The organism is Flammeovirga sp. EKP202 (genome assembly GCF_014534745.1).
In the GTDB taxonomy this organism is placed as follows: Bacteria; Bacteroidota; Bacteroidia; order Cytophagales; family Flammeovirgaceae; genus Flammeovirga.
Genome location: NZ_JACVVP010000032.1, coordinates 26828 through 50486, shown reverse-complemented (window position 1 = coordinate 50486; position 23659 = coordinate 26828). Strand labels below are relative to the sequence as shown.

Here is a 23659-nt window from a genome sequence, read left to right as displayed (position 1 = left end):
TGCATCCTTTTTTAAATCAATTTAGTTTGATAGGACCAAAGAAAAGAGATTAAACAAACAATACAAACTCACAAATATTAAAAACATAAGAAGATGAAAGTTGGAATTATAGGTGGAGCTGGAATGACTGGCGGCGAATTACTAAGAGTATTAATTAATCATCCTGAAGTAGAAATTGATTATGTACATAGCCGTAGTCAAGTAGGAAAACCTTTGTATGCTCAACACAAAGATTTATTTGGTGAAACAGAATTAGAGTTTACTGGTGAGGTAAAAGATTCGGAAGTGATTTTCTTATGTTTAGGGCACGGTGAGTCTGTTAAGTTTTTAGAAGAAAATACATTTGCTCCTGAAACTATTATCATCGACTTAAGTCAAGATTTTAGATTAGGAGAAGGAATCGTTGAAAATAGATCAATGCAATTAGGTGACCGTGAGTTTATCTATGGTTTACCTGAATTAAATAAAGAAGCGATCCAATCTGCAAAGAATATTGCAAACCCAGGTTGTTTTGCGACTGCTATTCAAATAGCATTATTACCATTGGCTTCAGCTCAAAAACTGAATGATGAGGTACATATCAGTGCTATTACGGGTTCTACGGGTGCAGGTGTGAAATTAATGGCAAGTACTGCTTTTACTTGGAGAACAAGTAATATTTCGCATTACAAAGCATTTAATCATCAACACTTATTAGAAATTGGTCAGTCATTAAATCAATTACAAGATGGATTTAATCACAAAATCAATTTCATCCCTTATAGAGGTAACTTTACAAGAGGAATTTTAGCTTCATGCTATTTGAAATCGGATCTTTCTCAAGAAGAGGCGGTGAAGTTATTCAAAGATTACTATGCAGATGCGGCATTTACTCATGTCATTGATGGTCCATTGGATTTGAAGCAAGTAGTCAATACTAACCGTGGATTTATCAGTGTCGAGAAGCATGACGATACATTATTAGTCACTTCAGCAATTGATAACTTATTAAAAGGTGCAGTAGGACAAGCTGTTCAAAACATGAACTTAATCTTCGGGTTAGACGAGAAGCTTGGTTTGAACCTTAAGCCGATGGCATTTTAATCTCACTTTTCACATTCAACGTTTCGAAAAATGGCAAATTTATTTGATGTATATCCTCTTTTTGACATTGAGCCTGTTAAAGGTGAAGATGTTTGGATCTATGATAAAGAGGGACAAAAATATTTAGATTTATACGGTGGTCATGCGGTAATTTCTATTGGTCATACCCATCCTTATTATAAAGAAAAACTAAGTACTCAATTAGAAAACTTAGTTTTTTACTCGAACAGTATTCAGAACCCACTACAGAAAGAATTGGCGTCTAAGCTAGGTGAAGCTTCATGTTATCACGATTGGAACCTTTTCTTATGTAACTCTGGAGCTGAGGCGAATGAAAATGCATTCAAATTGGCGTCTTTCTATAATAAAAAGACAAAAATTATTTCATTCACAAAAGGTTTTCACGGTAGAACTTCATTGTCGGTAGCAACAACGGATAATAAAAATATTGTTGCTCCTGTGAATGCAGTGCACGATACTTTGATTTTACCTTTCAATGATGTGGATGCTTTGAAACAAGCATTTGCGGAAAATGAAATCTGTGCGGTAATCGTAGAAGGTATCCAAGGAATTGGCGGTATCTATGAGCCAACTGAAGAATTTATGCAAGCGATTAGAACATTATGTGATGATCAGGATGCAGTATTTATCGCAGATGAAATTCAGTCGGGTTATGGTAGAAGCGGTCGTTTCTTTGCTCACCAATGGTACAATGTTACTCCTGATGTTGTGACAATGGCCAAAGGTATGGGTAATGGTTTCCCAATCGGTGGTGTTTTCATCGCTCCAAAATTTGAAGCTTCATTCGGAATGTTGGGGACAACTTTCGGAGGAAACCACTTAGCTTGTGCGGCAGGTATTGCAGTATTAGATGTGTTGGAAGGAGAGAACTTGATTGAAAAATCAGTTGAAGTAGGAGAGTGGATCGTGGAGCAATTGAAGCAGAACCCAGCCATTAAAGAAATCAGAGGAAAAGGTCTGATGTTGGGTATTGAACTGAATGAAGCTGTAGCTCCTTTGAGAAAAGAAATTTTGATGAAGCATAAGATTTTCACCGGTGCATCATCGAATAAAAATACAATCAGATTGTTACCTCCATTGACATTGACAAAAGAGCAAGCACAATTATTTGTAGATGCCTTTAATGATGTAACAAAAGAAATAGCATAAATAATGTGTAAGGATGTTGTATTACAATGTCCTTACTTAAGTACTAAGACAAAATTATATAATACTAATTCTGTTTATTGTTTTGCGATTACTTCCTTTAAAAAACTTTAAATAGAATCACTATTGATACGTTTTTCAGCGTCGTACTCACAAAAAATAATTATTAGTCAATATCTATTTTGGGCTTAGTACATAAACAATCAAAGACATAGAATTAGAAATGGAAAAGTTTTTATCAGTAAACGATGTTCAGGACTTAAATGAAATCGTAAAAAGTGCATTGTCAATTAAAGCCAATCCTGAAGCTTATGGTGATGTAGGAAAAAATAAAATGCTAGGATTACTTTTTTTCAATCCTAGTTTAAGAACAAGACTTAGTACTCAACGTGCCGCACGTCACTTAGGAATGGACGTGATGGTAATGAATATAGATAAAGACGGTTGGAAAATCGAAACGGAAGATGGTGTTGTAATGGATAGTGATAAGGCAGAGCATTTAAAAGATGCAGCAGCTGTTATCAGTCAGTATTGTGATATTATTGGAGTTCGTTCGTTTCCAAACCTTCAAGATAAAGAAGAGGATTATGCAGACAGTATCATGAAAGACTTTGTGAAGTACGCTCATGTGCCGATCGTAAGTTTAGAATCTGCAACAAGACACCCACTTCAATCTTTAGCTGATTTAGTAACAATTCGTGAGAATTCAGATAAACCAAAGAAAAAAGTGGTATTGACTTGGGCTCCTCACCCAAGAGCATTACCTCAAGCAGTTCCAAACTCTTTTGCAGAGTGGATGAATGCTGCTGATGATGTTGAATTAGTTATCACTGCTCCTGAAGGATATGAATTAGATCCTGAATTTGTAGGTGATGCTACCTTTACAACGGATCAAGATGAAGCATTAAAAGATGCTGATTTTGTTTATGCTAAAAACTGGTCTTCAACTACAGAATACGGTAAGGTAGTTTGTAAAGACAATTCTTGGCAAGTGACGGAAGAGAAAATGGCTTTGACCAAGAATGGTAAGTTTATGCACTGTCTTCCAATAAGAAGAAACGTTGTTGCTTCAGATGGTGTGTTGGATAGTGATAACTCTCTGATCATTGAAGAAGCGAATAACAGAACTTTTGCAGCAGCAGCAGTTTTAAAAGCTATACTAGAAACAGAATAAACAATATTACTTTTGAGACAAAGTATAATAAATGTCTCACATCCCACATATATAATAACAAGGGACGTAGCAATGCTATGTCCCTGTTTTGAAAATACAAAAATGAAAATATCAGTAATCAAAGTAGGAGGAAATGTAATCAATGACGAGACTGCATTATCCTCTTTTTTAGAACAATTTTCTCAGTTAGAAGGTGCAAAAGTATTAGTGCATGGTGGTGGTAAATTAGCGACAGCTATGGCACAACGTTTAGGCATTGAACCTAAAATGGTGGATGGAAGACGTATTACAGACGCTGATACATTGGAAGTGGTAACGATGGTTTATGGAGGTTTAGTCAACAAGAGGATTGTGGCTCAACTTCAAGCAAAAGGTACGAATGCTATTGGATTGACAGGTGCTGATGCGAATATCATTGAAGCGGATAAAAGAACAGGATGGGAAATTGACTTTGGTTTTGTGGGTGATGTTCGAAAAGCCAATGCCGGTCCAATTGCCAATTTAGCAAAAGAAGGAATTACACCTGTGATTGCACCTTTAACTCACGACAAAAAAGGTCAATTATTGAATACCAATGCAGATACAATGGCACAAGCAGTCGCTGTAGCGTTAGGTCAGGCAGGGCATGAAGTTTCTTTAAGATATTGTTTTGAAAAAGCGGGTGTATTATTGGACATCAATGATGACAATTCTTTAGTAGAAGAATTAGATCCTCAGAAATTTGAGCAGTTCAAAGCGGAAGGAGTAGTAGCTGATGGAATGTTGCCTAAATTGAAAAATGCTTTTGATGCAATTGAAGCTTCTGTAAAAGAAGTATGGCTAGGGAAAGTTGAAGGTTTACTAGCCAATACTCCAAAAGGGACTAAGATTATTGGAGAATAATTTAATGTAGATTACTTTTAATCTGATTGTTTAAGCAGTTAAATATTTAAAATTGGGAAAAGTTAGATTATTATTTTTTTGACTAGTCAAGGTGCTTAGCTACGTGATGAAATTCTAACGGCGAGTAGTCAAAAAAAGAAGAACTAAAACTTCCGATTTTGATTGTATAACTGCTTATATGTGAAGATGTTTTCATAATTTACATTACAAGCAATCAGATTTTGTATAAAACAAGAAAGAAATCTGAATTCCATATTTACGTTTTTAGCTGAAAAATAAATAAAGATGAAACATCAAGAATTAGTAGAGAAAGCCATTGAGCTACTAAAACAAATGATAGCAACGGAGTCTTTGAGCAGAGAAGAGGATGATGTAGCAGAAGTCGTAGCTCGTTTTTTTATTGAAAACAACATTGAGATTCATCAATATAAAAATAACCTTTGGGCTAAAAATGTTCACTTCGATCCATCTAAGGAAACAATCCTTTTAAATTCACATATAGATACTGTAAAACCGAACAAAGACTGGACTCGTGATCCATTCAAACCTACAGTTGAGGATGGGGTATTATATGGATTAGGAAGTAATGACGCTGGTGGACCATTAGTGAGTTTAATTGCTACATTTCTTTATTTCTATGAAAAGGAGAATATGCCTTATAACCTTGTAATGTGTGCTTCTGCAGAAGAGGAAATTTCAGGGAGAGAAGGAATTGCAGATGTATGGGATCAATTGCCAAAGATTGATTTTGCGATCGTTGGAGAACCTACTCAAATGCAATTAGCAGTAGCAGAAAAAGGATTGATGGTATTGGATTGTGTAGCAGAAGGAGAGTCGGGTCATGCCGCAAGGGATGAAGGAGTGAATGCGATTTATAAGGCCATCAAAGATATTGATTGGTTTAGAAATTATCACTTTCCTAAAGAATCGAAAACGTTAGGCCCCATCAAAATGTCAGTGACTTGCATTGAGGCAGGGACACAACATAATGTGGTACCATCAGAGTGTAAATTTGTGGTAGATGTGAGGACTACAGATGCTTATTCTAATGTAGAAACACTGGAGCATATTCGAGAGCATGTGAGCTGTAAAGTGACACCTCGTTCTACGAGATTAAATCCTTCAGGTGCACCATTAAATCATCCTGTAGTAAAAGCAGGCTTACAGTATCAAAAAGAGACGTATGGTTCCCCAACATTGTCTGATCAAGCCTTGATGCCAATTCCAAGTTTGAAATTAGGACCAGGAGATTCAGCGAGATCACATACCGCCAATGAGTATATTTTATTGGATGAAATAGCAGACGGAATTAATGATTATATTCGCATTTTAGAAGGTGCATTTATAATAATGGGGCAAGAGGCATAAGGTCAAACTTTTACTATTGCTTCAGCGATTTTAAAAAGAATATTTGTAGGGTAAATCGATGTGTTTACCTGATTAAAATAAAAAAAGAAAAAATGAAACTTTGGCAAAAATCTACATATACTGTAAATGAGAAAGTAGACAAATTTACGGTAGGAAAAGATAGAGAATTAGATATTTTATTGGCGCCCTATGACGTTAAAGGATCAATGGCTCATGCTACAATGTTGGCAGAAGTTGGTTTGTTGACTGAAGAAGATAGAGATATTTTATTGAAAGGTCTTCAAGAAATCTATGAAGAGATTGAAAAAGGTGACTTTGTAATTGAAGATGGTGTTGAAGATGTTCACTCTCAAGTAGAAATGTTGTTGACACAACGTTACGGAGATGTAGGTAAGAGACTTCATTCGGGTAGATCAAGAAATGACCAAGTTTTATTAGATCTTAAATTGTACTTAAGAGATGCTTTAAAAGAGGTATCTAAAAATACAAAAGCACTATTTGATACATTAATTGAAAAGTCAGAAGAGTTTAAGGATTACTTAATGCCAGGTTATACGCATATGCAAGTAGCGATGCCTTCTTCTTTTGGTCTTTGGTTAGGTGCTTATGCTGAATCATTAGTAGATGATATGGTGATGCTGAAAGCGGCTTTCGATATTACGGATAGAAATCCACTAGGTTCAGCGGCAGGGTATGGTTCATCTTTCCCACTTAACAGAACTAGAACTACAGAGCTGATGGAGTTTCAGTCTATGGCTGTTAATGTAGTTTATGCTCAAATGGGCAGAGGTAAGACAGAGTACCATGTTGCTAATGCAATGGCATCTGTTGCGGCTACGGTGGCTAAATTGTCAATGGACGGCTGTATGTATGCAGGTGGTAACTTTGGTTTTATCAAATTCCCGAATGAATTTACAACAGGGTCAAGCATCATGCCTCATAAGAAAAATCCAGATGTATTAGAATTGACAAGAGCGAAGTGTAATCAAATTACATCATTGCCTACACAAATCATGTCTATTTTAAGCAACCTTCCTGTTGGTTACCATAGAGATTTACAGCAGATCAAGGAAATCTTACTTCCAGCTATTGAGATGTTGAATGACTGCCTGGAAATGACGAAGTTGATGTTTGAGAAAATGGAACCAACGAAAGGCTTGTTAGAAGCTCCAATTTATGGTTACCTGTTCTCTGTAGAGGAAGTAAACAAACTTGTTCTTCAAGGCATTCCATTCAGAGAGGCTTATGTGATTGTAGGTGAAGGAATCGAAAAAGGAGAGTATAATCCTGAGAGAACAGTTAACCACAGTCATGAAGGTAGTATTGGTAACTTGGGTAACGATATTATCAAGAAAAGAATGGAAGCTACTTACTTCTAGTTCAATTCCTAAAAAAGCCAACTTTTAATTATAAGAGTTGGTTTTTTTTAATACTCATCGCTTGAGTAAAGTTCAACAGGAAATATGTGAGTAGAAGCAACTGTTTGTCCTCTTATGATAGGAGGAACCCAATTTTCTAGTTCTTGTAATGTATTTACAGCAGCATTATTGATACTTGGAAGTTGAGGATTCAAAACTGTAATATTACTGATCGTACCATCCAAACCAATATCAAAAGCCACGTACAGGGTTTCTGCATACGTGTAACTGTTATTGAATATGTTTTTCGTAAGATATTTAGATTGGAAACGGTTATAAAACTTTTTGTAAAATTTCTTGTATCCCATTTCTGGGTAGGCTTCTATTTTCAAATCTGTGTATTTATAGCTTTTATTGTCTTTGTCCCAGCTTACCCCTCTTATTAAAGAATCAGCCTCATATTCTTCCTCGTAGAATTTCTGACCATTTTCATAAGTACCAATCCAAGTACCTTCCTTTTGCCCAATTTTGAGTTTTCCTTCTTCAGAGTATTTTTCTTCTTCATTAAAGAACTTAACCCACCCTGTCTGATCAGTAAGTGTTTGTTTTCCTGTTTTATCCCAGGCATTTTCAAAAATTCTTTCAATATATTGCCCTTCCATACTGTAAAGCTCAATGAAAGTATATTCTAATTGTCCATTTTCATAATACCTTTTCCATACTCCAATCTTAAGGTTATTTTCAAACTCACCTTCTTCTTTGATTTTCCCACTTTCGTAAAACAATTTCCATAGTCCTGTTTTTTCACCTGTTGAAAATTGACCTTCCATTTTGATTTGACCATTAGGAAAATAAGAGGTAAAGTCACCAAACTTTTTACTTCGTATGGAGGAGCCTTCAGTTAGAAAACGTTGTAATAAGTTTCCTTTAAGATCATAGAGGTTATGCTGATAAAAACCGTCTTGATTTACTTCCAAGAAATCATATTCACTGTAATATCTTTTTTCACTTGACGTAGTAGGCACTTCATTTAAATCTTCATCAAAATAGACTTTTTTTTGGGCTGTCACTGATAATGAAATCATCATTATAAGGAAGATTAAGCTTATACATTTCATTAGCTAGGAAAGTTGGAGCTATAATTATTTATGAACGAGTTGCTATATAATTTAAAATATGTTTTCTAAAAACCTATGACTTTTACTCTTTATATTCTTATCTCTTAAAAAATTGAATTTGAATACTTTAGTAATGATAGAATCTTTACTATTTGAAGCTCTTTATCTAGGAATAGTCACTTAATTTATTTGTATAATACAATTTAATAATAGTCTATTTTACAATTAATGTAATAAAAGTACTGTTTTTTTACGAAAACTGTAATTTGACAGGAAATTGCTTAAAACTCTCCTTTAAATTAGCCTTAAGAACTTTAGAACTGAAACAATATTTAAACTTTTTACTAAATATGAAGAAATTAACAATACTAATCGTCACATTACTATTAAATGTTCTATCATTTGCATCGTTTGCGAATGACATCTCTTATGCAATCTCTGTTAAAAAATCAGTTGTAGCTATTAACTTCTCCTTCTCCTCTCTTATTAATGATAATAAAGATGTAAAAATTAAAGTCTTAGACGATGAAGGACATCAATTTTTAGAAGAAAATTTAAAGGTGAATGCAAGCACTCTTGAAGAGATTGACATGTCATCTTTAGAAAAAGGAACTTATGTTTTTAAAATGACTTTTGAAGACAAAGTTGTAACAAGGGAATTTAAGTTGTCAAAGTCTAAAAGAGTCTCAATGAGAGACTACACAATGCATACGAAAAACAGAGGTTTTGTTGTGAAAATGCAGGGAACGGTAATGAAAGTAGAAACAACTTCTGTTTTAACAGAAAATGTAAATCTTGTATTTAAGTCTCCAAGTGGTGATGATGAATTATTGTACGAAACATCATTTCTACCAGGTGAAAATGCAATCACAAGTATAGATTTAAGATCTTTAGGCGTTACTCAATTCATCTTGAATGTAGTTGAGAATGATGTAATCTACTCTGATCGAATTACAATGTTTTAATATATAAGGTAACTGTTTGTTTGCTATAGATTTTTTTGCTTAACGCTCCATTGCTCAAACTTATTATTTTAGGGCTGACTCGTTTTTTGAGTCAGCCTTTTTTGCTTTTAGAAGATAATATGATACTTAAAGTAAAGTTTGAGGTAGAATCTGATTGAATATAAACCGTATTGATTATTTTTAATTGAATCAACGAAGGGACAAAATATATGAATACTTTAAAGAGAGGAGATAAAGTTGCCGTTGTGGCTAGTTCAGGTAAAGTAGATGTAGAAGCAACATTACAAGGAATTGAGGTATTGAGAGAGTGGGGTCTGATTGTGCCCAATGATCAAGAATGGGCAGCAGAATGGGGAAGCCTTGCAGGGGCAGATAGCAGAAGAATAGGAAAATTACAAATGGCCTTAGATGATCCTGACATTAAAGCCATTTTTATGGCAAGAGGTGGATACGGTCTTACAAGAATTATTGATAGAATCGATTGGTCAAAATTTATAGATCACCCAAAATACATCATCGGATTCTCTGATGTGACAGCATTACATATTTGTGTCAATAACCTTGGTTTTCCCTCGATCCATGCTCCAATGGTCGGGCAGTTTTCAAAAAAGGAATTAGAAGTAAGTCTTAGTCAATTGAAAGGAATTCTCTTCTATGATGAATATCCGAGTATTAAAGGAGAAGTAAATGAAAAGTTTAGTGATCAAGTGATAGAAGGTGAAATAGTTGGGGGTAATTTATGTCTCTTAGCGGATCAAATAGCTACTTATTCAGAGTTGAATACTGAAAATAAGATATTGTTCATAGAAGAAGTTGGAGAAAAACCTTATCAGATAGATCGCTATTTGACACATTTAAAGCGTAGTGGTGCATTCAAAAATGTGAAAGCAATTATTCTAGGACAATTTTCAGGTATACCAGACGAAGAAGAACCCTTTTTCCCACTGAGTATTAATAGAATGGTAAAGGAAAAAGTCAATGTTCCAGTGATTACGGATGTTACAGCAGGACATGATTATCCAAATACCCCCATAAAGCTAGGGGGAAAATATCAGATTAAATGTATTGGGGATAAAGCGCTGATTGAAGTGACCACTTCTGTCAATTTTAATAGATAGCAGTATTTTAATTTTCAGAAGTGAAAAAAACATAATGAGTTTAAATTTTATTATAGGGTTGAATACCACTATATTGTAATAAATTATTGATTTACATTACTGAGCACTAGCAAAATATAAATTCAAAAAATAAAGGTAATTGACCCATATTTTTTCATAGTTCACTTTAGTATAAGGTGAACTATTTTTTTATCCTGATAAAATGATGAATATTTGTTCAAACAATAAATAAAATGAAACTAATATATATAATGGACCCTCAATGTGGGTGGTGCTATGGTAATAGCGAAAGTATACAAAAAGTATATGAAGCTTATAAAGATGAAATTCAGTTTGAATTTTTAGTTGGAGGAATGTGGATTGGAGAACAAGCACCTAAAGGCGGTGCACAAACGTATCAGTTCATGAAACAGCATTCACCAGTGATGGAAGAGAGAACGGGAGCATTAGTAAGTACAGAATTTTATGAATTAGCACAAGATGAGACGTATACTTTTTCGAGTTTTGAGCCTGCTTTGGCTATGACTTGGGTAAAAAAGAATGCACCTTCCAAAATGCTTGCTTTTATTTCGGAGCTTCAAAAGGCTCAATTTTATTTTGGTCAGCGCTTTGATGATTTCAAAACCTATTTGTCTATTCTTCAAAAACTGGAATTGGATGTGAAATTATTCATGGATTCATGGGGTAGTGAAGAAGATCAAAAAGCCACGATCGGTGAAATCAATAGAGCAAGACAGTTGGCCAATGGCTTCCCATCATTATTATTTGATAAAGGAGATGGAGAAATGACTGAATTAGCAGCAGGGTATTTTGATGGTGATGAGATGGTAGACAAAATCTATGGTTATACCCTTTAAATATTCTGTAAACTAAATTATCGTCAACTTACAATCGGCCTTTATACAAGCATTTATAGTATCTACTTTCAAACCTCCTTCTTCTTCATTTTTGTCTTAACACAAAAACGAAGCAAAAAAGTCAAGGCTTTGAATTCAAAAGCTAAATTCCATTTCTCTCGCCTAAATGATTTTAAACTCGCTTTGCTCAAACAGCAAAATCATTTTTAACGGCTCAATACATGGAATTCTTAACGCTTTTCCCTTCAAGGCCGAGGAAGATACTACTAAATGATTGTTTGATTACATGTCAAAATACAAAGGTTTTGTAATAACCTTCTAAAATGCAGTTCTGTAGGGACGTTGCATTGCAACGTCCTCGCGAATCACAATACACTACCCTTTATCCTTCATAAAAGGAATTGCTTTAATTAACGAAAACTCAGTTTACGGTGTGCTAAGTGCTCTACCATTATATTTAATAATTAGATGGTGTAGCTGCTTAGAAAAGTTATATTTTAATTTAAAGCCTTTAATAAAAGATTACATAATAGATCTTTTGTTAAAGGCTTTTTTATTTTCATTAAACAGTAAAAAATAGCTCGTTTTTATAGCAACCGGTTTAGGAGAATTTCAAGATATTTCAATTTCAAAAACTTGATTATTTTTTTCATTTATATCTAAATTTTATAATCTAAACGTTAAAAAATAAGGTTTCATTTTCGTTAAAATTAACTCGAATAGAAACCGTTTGTTTATTAAATTTTAAATCAATGATACGTTAATTTAAATAATATCAAATATTATTACCATGTATATAATGTTATGAGGTTAAATTTAACACGTACATTTATAATAAATTAATCATATTGTCATACTAAAAGTGTTTATCTTGCACTTGTATTTTTTGAAGCACTAAATTGAAAATGAAATAAAAAGAAGTCTGTTAAACTTATTATTAAATAAACAATAAAAATCAAACCTAATTTATTTTGGAGCTTGTCAGAAAAGTGATATTTCTGTACGGCTTACCTTACACTTTATGTTTAAATAATTAAGCACTAAGTCAAAAATAGTTTTGCATTAATTCTTGATGATTAATTGTGAGTAATATGCTGAAAAAGTATGTACTATAGCCTATTTAACGTCTTTATAGGTCTTATTCATAATACATTAAAAGAAGTAGTGGAAAGTTGTTTTTGCAGAGTGTTAAAAACCAGTCAATTTTAACTACAAAGTTATGAATGTAAAATTACGTATTACAAGCAAAAGTTTTGTTTGTACCCTCTTGTGTATGCTCTTTACTCTAGGAAGTAGCTTAGTATTTGCACAAGAAAAATCAATCAAAGGTACTGTTGTAGATGAAAACGGTGCACCACTTCCAGGTGTTGCTGTTGTAATAAAAGGGACAACACTAGGAACAACAACAAATTTCGATGGTCAATACACATTGAGTGTAGGGGCGGCGGATAAGGTTTTATCTTTTAGTTATATCGGATACTTAACAAAAGATATTTCATTGGGTTCTGAGTTTGTAATTGATGTCCCTATGGAAGTAGATGCTGAACAATTAGAAGAAGTAGTAGTTATCGGTTATGGTAGTACTACTAAGAAAGATGCTACAGGTTCAGTAGAGGCTATTAATGCTGACGGATTCAACAAAGGTGCAATTAATTCACCTCAAGGTTTATTACAAGGTAAAGTTGCTGGTGTTCAGATTACTACTGGTGGCGGTGCTCCTGGTTCTGGATCAACAATCCGTATTCGTGGAGGATCATCGCTTTCTGCATCAAATGATCCATTGATTGTGATCGATGGTGTACCTGTTGATTCTAAGGGTATTTCTGGTATGAGAAACCCATTAAACGCCATCAACCCTGCTGATATTGAGTCAATGACGGTATTAAAGGATGCATCAGCGACGGCAATTTACGGTTCAAGAGCATCAAACGGTGTAATTATCATTACAACCAAAAAAGGTTCTTCTAATGATTCTTCTATCAATGTGAACTATAATGGTTCAGTTTCTGTCAACACGCTAAACAATCAAGTAGATGTTTTATCTGCTGATCAATACAGAAATATTATGTCAGGTAGACCAGGGGAACACTTACTAGGAGATGCAAACACAGATTGGCAAGATGAAGTATTTAAAACATCAGTTTCTACTGACCATAACGTAGGTGTTTCTGGTAATGTAAAAGGATTTTTACCTTACCGTGCCTCAGTAGGTTATACATTAGATAATGGTACTTTAGAAGGATCTTCGATGGATCGTACCACGCTAAACTTAAACTTGTCTCCAACATTTTTGGATGATCACTTAAAGGTAAATGCATCAGTGAAAGGTATGTTTGTCAATAACAATTTTGGTAATACTGGTGCTATTGGTAGTGCAGTGGCTTATGATCCTACACAGCCGGTTTATGATGATAGATACCCTCAATATGGCGGATACCATACATGGGTAACTGATCCTAATGATCCTTTATCTGGAAGATCAGTGAATGCTCCTTCTAACCCAATGGCAATGATCAATCAAAATTCAAATACTTCAACTGTAAATAGAAGTATTGGTAATGCTCAAATTGATTACAAAATTCATGGTTTTGAGGACCTTACTTTAAAAGTAAATGCAGGTTATGATTACTCTAGCTCTAAAGGTGGTGTATATGAAGGCATAGAAACATCATGGAACGAAAATAATGGTCCATCAGGTACTGATGATATTGGTGGTTTTGTTTCGAACTTCTCTCAAGTAAAAAGAAATGAGTTATTAGATGTTTATGCACAGTACAACAAAGAATTAGGTAAACATAGATTCGATGTAATGGGTGGTTATTCATGGCAACACTTCTACGAGGAAGGTAGTAACTATGAAAATAACGTTTATGGTAACGTTGACAACCCAGAAAGATTATATGCTACTGAATATTACTTAGTATCGTTCTTTGGTAGAGCAAACTATACTTTTAATAACAAGTATATGGCTACAGTTACGGTTCGTCAAGATGGTACATCTCGTTTCTCTCCTAATAATAGATGGGGTACTTTCCCTTCATTAGCATTAGCTTGGAAGATCAAGGAAGAGCCTTGGATGCAATCTGTAGACTTTGTTTCTAGTTTGAAATTAAGAACGGGTGTAGGTGTTACAGGTCAACAAAACATTACTGATGATAACTACCCTTATATGCCTACTTATACTGTAGGTGACAACAACTCTATGTATGGTTTCTACAATCCTTATACAGGAAGATGGGAGTACATCAATACTGTTCGTCCAGAAGGTTATGATGAAAATATCAAGTGGGAAGAAACAACTACTTACAATATTGGTTTAGACTTCGGTTTCTTCAATGACAGATTAACAGGTTCTGCTGAAGCTTATCACAGAATCACAAACGATCTAATCAACATGATTCCTGTACCGGGTGGTTCGAACTTAACAAACATGTTGTTGACAAACGTAGGTTCAATGGAGAACACTGGTTTTGAAGTGTCATTAAATTACAAGGTGATCCAAAAGCAAGATTTTCACTGGGATTTTGGTGTGAACATGACTTGGAACGATTCTAAGATCACGAAATTAACGACTGTAGATGATCCTAATTATGAAGGTGTGAAAGTAGGTGGTATTTCTGGTGGTACTGGTGAAACGATACAAATTCATAGGGTAGGTCATACTCCATATTCATTCTTAGTTTATGAGCAAATTTATGATGCAAATGGAAAGCCAATTGAAGGAGCTTATGTAGATAGAAACGGAGATGGTGTTATCGATGAAAAAGACAAGTATATCGCTGGTGATCCTATGGCTAATTTATACTTCGGTTTCACAACTCGTTTAATGTATAAAAACTGGGAGTTCAGTATGGCAGGTCGTGCTCAATTTGGAGCACAAGTATACAACAATGTTGACTCTAATAACTCTGCTTATGATCAATTATATGTATCAGCCAACAGCAATACAAACAACGTAACTACTGATATTTACAACACTGGGTTCCAAACAAGACAGTTGCACTCGGATTACTACATCCAAGATGCGAACTTCTTAAGAATTGACAATATCATGGTCGGTTATAACTTCAATAACTTATGGGGTAGTAACTCAAGTGTGAGAGTATTTGGTACAGTGAATAACCCATTTGTATTCTCTAGTTATAAAGGTGTTGATCCAGAAATCCAAGGAGGTATTGATAACAATATGTATCCTAGACCAACTACATATATGGTCGGTTTCAACGTGAACTTTTAATAACCAATTAATTAGATACTAAGATGAACTTAAATTCATTAAAAAAATATATTGCACCAGCATTGATTGTAGCAACAACTGCTTTTACATCATGCTTGCACCAATTAGATACAGTGCCTGTAGATCCAAATGTGGATACTAAAGATAAGGTGTATCAAACTATTGAAGATTATAACCAAGGTCTTGCTAAGTTATACGCAGGTTATGCTGTTACAGGTCAGCAAGGTCCTGATGGCAACGGTGATCTTGGTGGTATAGACGAAGGAGCCTCTCAATATCTACGTAGATATTGGGAAGCTCAAGAGTTGCCAACAGATGAAGCGATCAACTGTTGGGGTGACCCAGGTCAGCCAGATATGTCTACAATGACTTGGTCTCCTACAAATACTTTGAATGAAGCACTTTACTACAGAGTGATTTATCAAATTTCACTAGCTAACCAATTTATCAGAGATTGTAATGCATCAGACTTTGATTTATCAAGCCAAATTGCAGAGGCACGTTTCTTAAGAGCGTATTCTTACTGGCATGCACTTGATTTATATGGTAATGGTGTACCAATGGTTACTGAAGAGAATGCTGTAGGTGCTGAATTACCAATGCCATGGGGACAACGCCATGATGGAGATGAGCTATTCAATTATATTAGTTCTGAATTAGAAGCTATTATTGATACTGACAATGAGCAACACCTTGTGGAAACAAATGAAAGTTTGTTTGGTCAAGCGAACATCGGTGTAGCCTACATGGTACTGACAAAATTGTACTTAAACGCTCCTGTTTATTTAAATGCTAGTGTCTTACCAAGTGACTATTTAGATAAAGCTGAAACGTATGTTGAGCAAGTGTTAAATAGATATGCTTTGTCTTTGGACTCTAAAAACAAAGTAAGTGCATACCAATCGTTGTTCTTAATGGATAACTATGAGGAAGGTAATGAAGTGATTTTCTCTATCAACTATTTTGGTAACCAAACACGTACTTGGGGTGGTATGACCTACCTTATCAATGCAGCTACAGGTGGAGGAATGGACAGAGATCACATGGGACTTCCAGGATGGGGAGGTAACCGCTCGATGACTTCATTAGGTAAATATTTTGAGAATGTTTCAGATGATAGAAACTTACTTTTCTATGATAACAGCCATACTCCTGAAATTTCAAACTTCTATGAATTCAGTGAAGGTGTTCCAGTAATGAAGTTCAGAAATGTTGATTCAAATGAAAATAAAGGGGATGCATCTTTTGCCGAAGTAAACTACCCTGTTTTTAGAGTAGCAGATGCAATGTTGATGCAAGCAGAGATTAAAGTAAGAAAGTATGGTACTCATGATCAAGGAGTATTTACAAGACTTTGGGCTAGAGCTAACCGTCAAGGACAAATTCCAGCAATGAACTTAACAAATATTCTTGCAGAAAGAGCAAGAGAGTTATACTGGGAAGGCCACAGACGTCAGGACCTAAGAAGATTCAATTCATTTACAAGTAGTGAACATGTTACTGCTTGGCCTTATAAAGGAACAAACACTTCAACGCCAAACGGTATCAATAATGTTGATGTTAAATATGAATTGTATCCTATTCCATCATCGGAAACAGGTGCCAACCCTAATCTGAATCAAAACCCTGGTTATTAATAGGTATACATTATAAAAAATAATGTTCCTTAAAAATATATAGTTATGAAAAGAATTTTAGCATTAGCAGTTCTAACAGCAAGTTTGTTCTCTTGTAACAATGATAAAGATCTTACTCAAATTGGAGAAGATGACACTTGGGTAGGACCCGAAATCACAAATGCTCCTGAAGACAAATTGTATGAATTTACTGCAGAGACGCAGAATGAAGAATTTACAACGCTTGAGTGGTCGAGTGCGGACTATGGTAAAAATACAGAGTACAAGTACAACTTGATTGCTTCTGTTGAAGGTTTTGAAAATGAGGAGATTCTAACTGTTGCGACAGCTAGTTCAACATCAAGCACCTTATTAGAAAAAGAAGTGAGCAAAACTATCAACTTAATTACGGGTGTTACTGACCCCGCTAAAGTAGAGGAAGTAAGAGTTTCTTTAAGAGTTGAATCTTATATTGGTGAAGGAGGAGAAGATAGTCCTAAATTATCATCATCTTTCACTTCTTTTGATCTGTTTCCTTATTTAGGGTACCAACCAACGCTTTGGTTAGCGGGTAATTTCAATGGATGGGGACACAACGATGCCGACGTAATCAGCCATGATGAAGAAAATCAAGGTAACTATAATAATAGATTATGGATGTCAGCTGAAGAAGAAGGACAAGTTATCGGAGGTAACTTTAAGATTTCTACTGAAAAAGGATGGGGTGCCACTAACTATGGTCTTGGTGATGAAGAAGGTACTTTATCAGATACAGGCGGAGATATTCCTGTAGGTGACCCTAACTTATATGATGTGAAAGTAAATATTGATGAACTCACTTATGAACTAGTTCCAATCGAGTGGGGTATTATCGGTGATGCTACACCTTTAGGATGGGATGATGAAACAAAGATGACGCTTGATCCAGCGACAGCATCATGGTCAATCATCGTAGATCTTAAAGATGGTCATATGAAGTTTAGAGCAAACCACACTTGGGATATTAACTTAGGTGCAGGTGACAAGGATGGTGAACTTTCAGACAGCAACGCTCCAGATATTCCAGTTTCAGCAGGTAGATATAAAATTACTTTATTGTTGAACACTGAAAAAGGAACTTATACTTACACAATGGAAAAACAGTAAGTTGAAGTATTCAGCAGCCAAAAAGCACATACTAGAAGTAGTATGTGCTTTTTTGTTTCAAATATGACCTTATTAAATTATTCTCCTCTTTCGAAGTCTAAAGATCGCAACTTTCTTATTTATAGGTTAGTACATCTGTTTTGCTACCTATTGTCTGATTTGAGATTTTCATTTCTTCAATGAAAATGGGATTAAAGTGAAATATTCATATTGATCCCTTTTTTTATTTACGATTACTACCCGAAGAAGACTTTTTGAGTGAACAGTATTCGGTTTTATCATTCAACTTCATCTTTTCATGCTACTCTTCGAATGATTTTTAATAATAAGTGTTTCAGCAACCGATTTCGGTAAATCATGTTGATTTAGTAGCTAAAAAAAGACTGTTAAAAATTAGTTTTTATTAGATAAAATCTATTTAAATGTTAAAAAATAACATCAATTTTAACTTAAATTTAACAATTTCAGAAACCGTTTGCTTCACATATTTTAACAAATAACAAGGTAATTTACTTTAAATATCAATATTTAGGTCTTTTTTTGGTTTTTTTGGTGTTAAATTTTAAGTTTTTTTTATAAAAAATTAATTAAACTTTAATACGTAAAGTGTTTATATTGCACTTGTAAATTAAAAGTATATGAAAATGAAAAAATGAAAATGAAAATTGTTTAGCTTATTACTATAAACATAACAAGTCTGACCTGATTTTTTTGAGCTCGGTTGAATTCTTCAATTTCGACCCCTGCTCGTCATACGCATTTTTTTTAATGATAAAAAAGTAATCTAATTTAACTTTTTAGTTATGAATGTAAAATTACGTTTTGCAAGCAAGCATTTTGTTTGTACACTCTTGTGTATGCTCTTTATTCTAGGGAGTAATCTGACTTACGCACAAGAAAAATCTATCAAAGGTACTGTAGTAGATGAAAATGGAACTCCTTTGCCTGGTGTAGCTGTTATTATTAAAGGTACTACCCAAGGAACAACAACTAATTTCGACGGACAATATGTCCTAAATGTTTCTGCAACTGATGAAACGCTATCGTTTAGTTATATCGGTTATTTAACTAAAGATATCGTTATTGGTGCACAAGCAGTGATTGATGTATCAATGGAAGTTGATGCAGAACAATTAGAAGAAGTAGTGGTAATTGGTTACGGTAGCGTGAAAAAAGAAGACGCAACTGGTTCAGTTCAAGCTATTTCTGCTTCTGACTTTAACCAAGGTGCAATCAACTCACCTCAAGACCTATTAACAGGTAAAGTAGCAGGTGTAAACATTACTGCTGGTGGTGGTGCTCCTGGTGCGAAAGCAACAATTAGAATTAGAGGTGGTTCATCTCTTTCAGCATCAAATGATCCACTAATCGTAATCGATGGTGTGCCAATCGATAACAACGATATCTCAGGTATGAGAAACCCGCTTAACACTGTAAACCCAAATGATATTGAGACATTTACAGTATTAAAAGATGCATCTGCAACTGCAATCTACGGTTCAAGAGCATCCAACGGTGTAATCCTTATTACTACTAAAAAAGGTAGTCAAGGCGGCGTTAAATTTGATTACTCAGGTAATGTATCTTTTGGTACTGAAACAGGAAGAATTGAGGCTTTAGATGCTACTCAATTTAGAAACTTAATGCAAGAAACTGGTAACACTAACGGTTTATCAATCGCTGGTGATCAAAATACAAACTGGCAAGATGAGTTAATGAGAACTGCAGTTTCTACGGAGCACAATATGGCTGTTTCTGGTGCTGTTGCAGATTTTCTTCCTTACAGAGCTTCAGTAGGTTACAATAACTCAAATGGTATCTTAAAGACATCAAATATGGAAAGAACTACTGTAGCGTTAAACTTAACGCCGAAGTTCTTCGATGATCACTTATCAGTAAATGTTTCTGCAAAATACATGAACGTTAAAAACCGTTTTGCAGACGTAGGAGCAATTGGTTCTTCATTAAGCATGGACCCTACTCAAGTTACAAGATCAAATGATGATACTTACCAAAAGTTTGGTGGTTATTTCACTTGGGTTGATGGAGCTGGTAACCCAATCTCTATTGCACCAAGTAACCCGCTTGCATTACTTGATCAAAAAGATGATAGATCAAACATTAACCGTTTTATTGGTAATGCACAATTAGATTACAAATTCCACTTCTTACCGGAATTAAAAGCGAACTTAAACGTTGGTTATGATTACTCTAAAGCGAGTGGTGGAGTAAATGTTCCTACTACTGCTGCATGGGAATACAACGTAAATGATCCTGAAGCAGGTGGTAGATCAAGTACTTTTGAGCAAGAGAAAAAGAACGAATTAATTGATTTCTACTTACAATATGTGAAAGACTTAGCAGGCATCGATTCAAAATTAGATGTAATGGCAGGTTATTCATGGCAACATTTCTGGAGTGCTAAATACGATTGGGCAACTAACGCAAGAGGTGATTCTCCAGAGGTTTATCCAAACGCTACTTACAGTGACGTTTTAACTGAAAATTACTTAGTATCTTTCTTTGGTCGTTTAAACTATACTTTCAAAGACAAATATATTGCAACTGTAACAGTTAGAAATGACGGTACTTCAAGATTTGCACCTGATTCAAGATGGGGTCTTTTCCCAGCTGCAGCATTAGCTTGGCAAATCAACAAAGAAAACTTCATGGCTAACTCTAGCAAAGTTTCTAACTTAAAACTTCGTTTAGGTTGGGGTATCACAGGTCAGCAAAACTTAGGTTCATCTGATAACCCATTAGATTATCCTTACCTTCCTGTATACACTTACGGTGACGAAAAAGCACAACACGTATACTACGATCCAAACATTGGCCCGATTTCTTACTACACAATCAGACCTCAAGGTTATGACCAAAACTTGAAGTGGGAGGAAACTACTACTTACAATGCTGGTGTAGACTTCGGTTTCATGGATGATCGTTTAACAGGTACAATTGATGTTTATAAGAGAATTACTAACGATCTATTAAACACAATTCCAGTAGCTGCAGGTTCTAACTTAACAAACAGATTACTTACAAACGTAGGTAGCTTAGAGAACCAAGGTCTTGAATTAACATTAAACTACAAAGTGATTCAAAAACGTGATTTCTTCTGGGATCTAGGTTTCAACTTCACTACTAATGATACTAAGATTACGAAGTTAACAGCAGTTGAAGATCCAAACTACAAAGGTGTAGATGTAGGTGATATCACTGGTGGTACTGGTCAAACAATCCAAATTCACCAAGTTGGCGAAAGACCTAATGCTTTCTATACTTACCAACAAATTTATGATGAGACTGGAAGACCAATCGAAGGTGCTTATGTAGATAGAAATGGTGACGGTAACATCGATGCTAACGATAAGTATATCGCAGGTGATCCAAACCCTGATTACTACATCGGTATTAACTCAAGAATCACTTATAAAAACTGGGACTTTAGCTTCAGTGGTCGTTATGCAGGTGGACACCAAGTTTACAATAACGTCAACTCAAACCAAAGTTTGAACAACATGACGGTTTCTGGTTTCAATAGAAACCTTACAACAGACATCCTTAACACTTACTTCCAAGATTACCAATTCCAATCTGATTACTACATCGAAGATGCTTCATTCTTCAGATTAGACAACATCATGGTAGGATACAACTTTAACAACATTAAAGGTGGTAAAATCAATGCAAGAGTTTACGGTACTGTAAACAACGCATTTGTAATCACGAAATACAGTGGTTTAGATCCAGAAATTTCTGGAGGTATTGATAACAACATCTATCCTCGTCCTAGAACTTTCTTACTTGGAGTAAACCTTGGATTCTAAAATAAACCTTCGAAACAATGAAAATTAAAAACTTATTATATAAAGGAGTACTAGTTGCGGCAGTGATGTTATCATCATGTGTAAATGACCTAGATACTGTACCTATAGATCCAGATTCAGCAACAAGAGATAGAGTTTACCAAAGCGTAAGCGATTATCAATTGGGTCTAGCTAAATTATATGGAGGTTTATCACTTTCAGGACAAAGAGGTCCATCTGGTGATGCCGATTTACAAGGACTTGATGAAGGTGCTTCACAATACATCAGAAAGTACTGGGAACTTCAAGAGTTACCAACTGATGAAGCACTAAATGGATGGGGTGACCCAGGTCAGCCTCAAATGAGCCAAAACACTTGGACTGCAGACAACCCAATCGTAAAAATCATGTACGATAGAGTTTTCTATCAAATTGCACTTTGTAACCAATTCATTCGTGACGTAGCAACTTATGAAGGTGAAGACAAAGCAGATTTAGAGGGTATGATTGCAGAGGCTCGTTTACTAAGAGCACTTAGCTACTGGCACGCATTGGATTTCTTCGGAAATGGTATTCCAATGATTGACGAAAATAGCCCAGTAGGTTCAACTCCTCCAACTGCTCCAGAAGGCGGTTTCCAAGGAACTGAAATTTTTGATTACATTGAGAGTGAACTTCTTGAATTAGTAGCACTTGACAATGCAATCTTCAAAGATGCTGGTAGAGGTCTTATTGGCCAAGTAGATAAAGGTGCTGCTTACATGATGTTGACGAAGTTATACATCAACGCTAAGATCTACAGAAATACTGAAGCAGGTTATGACGAGTACTTGACAAAAGCAAATCAAGCATTAGACGCAATCAATGGTATTTATTCATTGGAGCAATCATATGCAAACAACTTCTTGTCAGATAACTACTTATCAAGAGAAATCATCTTTGCAGTGTCATTTGACGGTTTATCTACTCAAACTTGGGGTGGTACAACTTTCTTAGTACACGGTGCCGTAGGTGGTGATATGATTTCAACTGAATATGGAGTTGATTCAGGATGGGGTGGACACAGATCTACTTCTTCTTTAATCTCTTACTTCAAGAACACAGCAGGAGTAATGGCTGACCCAAGAGGTGCAACTACTACTGGTAGTGCTGTTCCTACAGATATGTTCTTCAGTGGTCACAATCTTAAAGATGAGGACGATAACGTAATCGGTAAGAAAGATGAAACAAACCCTAAATTATCAGATTTTACTGATGGTTTTGCAGTTGTGAAATTCAAGAACATTAACCGTTTTGGTAGCCCTGGTAAAGATCCAAACTTAACGTTTGTAGATACTAACTTCCCATTCTTCAGATATGCAGATGCGATCTTAATGAGAGCGGAAATTGGTTACAGACAATCAGGTTCAATTGATATGAGTCTTATCGAGCAAATCTGGGACAGAGCAGGTGTATCTTCAGCTTTAAGAGCAGAGTATACAGCAAAAGCTACAAGTGATCCAGAAGGATTCTTATTAGATGAAAGAGCGAGAGAATTATATTGGGAAGGACATAGACGTCAAGACCTTATCAGATTTGGTAAATACTCACAAGGTTTAAACTGGCCTTGGAAAGGTGGTACTTACAATGAGAATACTGACGGATATGGTAAAGAAGTAATCGAAGAGAAATATCGTTACTACCCAATTCCAAACGCAGAGTTAGGTGCAAACCCTAATTTAACTCAAAATCCTTTATACTAATTGGAAGGCTATCAAAAGT

Annotated in this window: 15 protein-coding genes; 14 read left to right on the top strand and 1 reads right to left on the bottom strand. The window is 35.1% G+C overall.

All coding sequences use genetic code 11. The annotated features are described in order from the left end of the window. Positions 1-93: 93 nt before the first annotated feature. From argC to argH, 6 genes are all read left to right on the top strand, one after another. Entirely contained in the window at positions 94-1083 is a 990-nt protein-coding gene (gene argC / locus IC221_RS18630) for an N-acetyl-gamma-glutamyl-phosphate reductase (RefSeq protein ID WP_062615290.1), read from the top strand. Between the two features lie 30 nt (positions 1084-1113). Then, positions 1114-2253 carry an aspartate aminotransferase family protein gene (locus IC221_RS18625; RefSeq protein WP_188170412.1) on the top strand — a complete coding sequence of 380 codons (1140 nt, stop codon included), beginning with the start codon at positions 1114-1116 and terminating at the stop codon, positions 2251-2253. 220 nt (positions 2254-2473) lie between these two features. Further along, positions 2474-3424, top strand: coding sequence for an N-acetylornithine carbamoyltransferase (locus IC221_RS18620; protein ID WP_188170411.1), 951 nt, complete (start codon positions 2474-2476; stop codon positions 3422-3424). 102 nt (positions 3425-3526) lie between these two features. Then, complete coding sequence (argB, locus tag IC221_RS18615; RefSeq protein ID WP_188170410.1) at positions 3527-4306, top strand: acetylglutamate kinase; 780 nt, start codon at positions 3527-3529, stop codon at positions 4304-4306. Positions 4307-4591: 285 nt separating this feature from the next. Further along, positions 4592-5674 carry a M20 family metallo-hydrolase gene (locus IC221_RS18610; protein ID WP_188170409.1) on the top strand — a complete coding sequence of 361 codons (1083 nt, stop codon included), beginning with the start codon at positions 4592-4594 and terminating at the stop codon, positions 5672-5674. Positions 5675-5766: 92 nt separating this feature from the next. Then, positions 5767-7053 carry an argininosuccinate lyase gene (gene argH, locus IC221_RS18605; RefSeq protein ID WP_188170408.1) on the top strand — a complete coding sequence of 429 codons (1287 nt, stop codon included), beginning with the start codon at positions 5767-5769 and terminating at the stop codon, positions 7051-7053. Between the two features lie 47 nt (positions 7054-7100). Here the strand turns inward: argH and IC221_RS18600 are convergent, their stop codons facing one another. Continuing rightward, positions 7101-8120: a hypothetical protein gene (locus IC221_RS18600; RefSeq protein ID WP_188170407.1), complete on the bottom strand. Its 1020-nt coding sequence runs from the start codon at positions 8118-8120 to the stop codon at positions 7101-7103. A gap of 380 nt (positions 8121-8500) precedes the next feature. On the opposite strand from IC221_RS18600, the gene IC221_RS18595 reads away from it, so the two are divergent. The 8 genes from IC221_RS18595 (at position 8501) to IC221_RS18560 (ending at position 23640) form a co-directional block, all read left to right on the top strand. Beyond that, positions 8501-9115: a DUF3244 domain-containing protein gene (locus IC221_RS18595; RefSeq protein ID WP_188170406.1), complete on the top strand. Its 615-nt coding sequence runs from the start codon at positions 8501-8503 to the stop codon at positions 9113-9115. Between the two features lie 209 nt (positions 9116-9324). Further along, positions 9325-10233, top strand: coding sequence for an LD-carboxypeptidase (locus tag IC221_RS18590; RefSeq protein WP_188170405.1), 909 nt, complete (start codon positions 9325-9327; stop codon positions 10231-10233). 233 nt (positions 10234-10466) lie between these two features. After that, positions 10467-11090 (top strand): DsbA family protein, encoded by a 624-nt coding sequence (locus IC221_RS18585; protein WP_188170404.1) that lies wholly within the window; start codon positions 10467-10469, stop codon positions 11088-11090. Between the two features lie 1273 nt (positions 11091-12363). Beyond that, positions 12364-15327 (top strand): TonB-dependent receptor, encoded by a 2964-nt coding sequence (locus tag IC221_RS18580; RefSeq protein ID WP_223241427.1) that lies wholly within the window; start codon positions 12364-12366, stop codon positions 15325-15327. A 23-nt stretch (positions 15328-15350) separates the two neighbouring features. After that, positions 15351-16964 carry a RagB/SusD family nutrient uptake outer membrane protein gene (locus IC221_RS18575; RefSeq protein ID WP_188170402.1) on the top strand — a complete coding sequence of 538 codons (1614 nt, stop codon included), beginning with the start codon at positions 15351-15353 and terminating at the stop codon, positions 16962-16964. A gap of 45 nt (positions 16965-17009) precedes the next feature. Further along, positions 17010-18089, top strand: a complete 1080-nt coding sequence (locus IC221_RS18570) for a SusE domain-containing protein (protein WP_052444290.1) — start codon at positions 17010-17012, stop codon at positions 18087-18089. An 803-nt stretch (positions 18090-18892) separates the two neighbouring features. Then, positions 18893-21919, top strand: a complete 3027-nt coding sequence (locus tag IC221_RS18565) for a TonB-dependent receptor (protein WP_188170401.1) — start codon at positions 18893-18895, stop codon at positions 21917-21919. Positions 21920-21936: 17 nt separating this feature from the next. Next, positions 21937-23640, top strand: a complete 1704-nt coding sequence (locus IC221_RS18560) for a RagB/SusD family nutrient uptake outer membrane protein (protein ID WP_188170400.1) — start codon at positions 21937-21939, stop codon at positions 23638-23640. Positions 23641-23659: the final 19 nt, after the last annotated feature.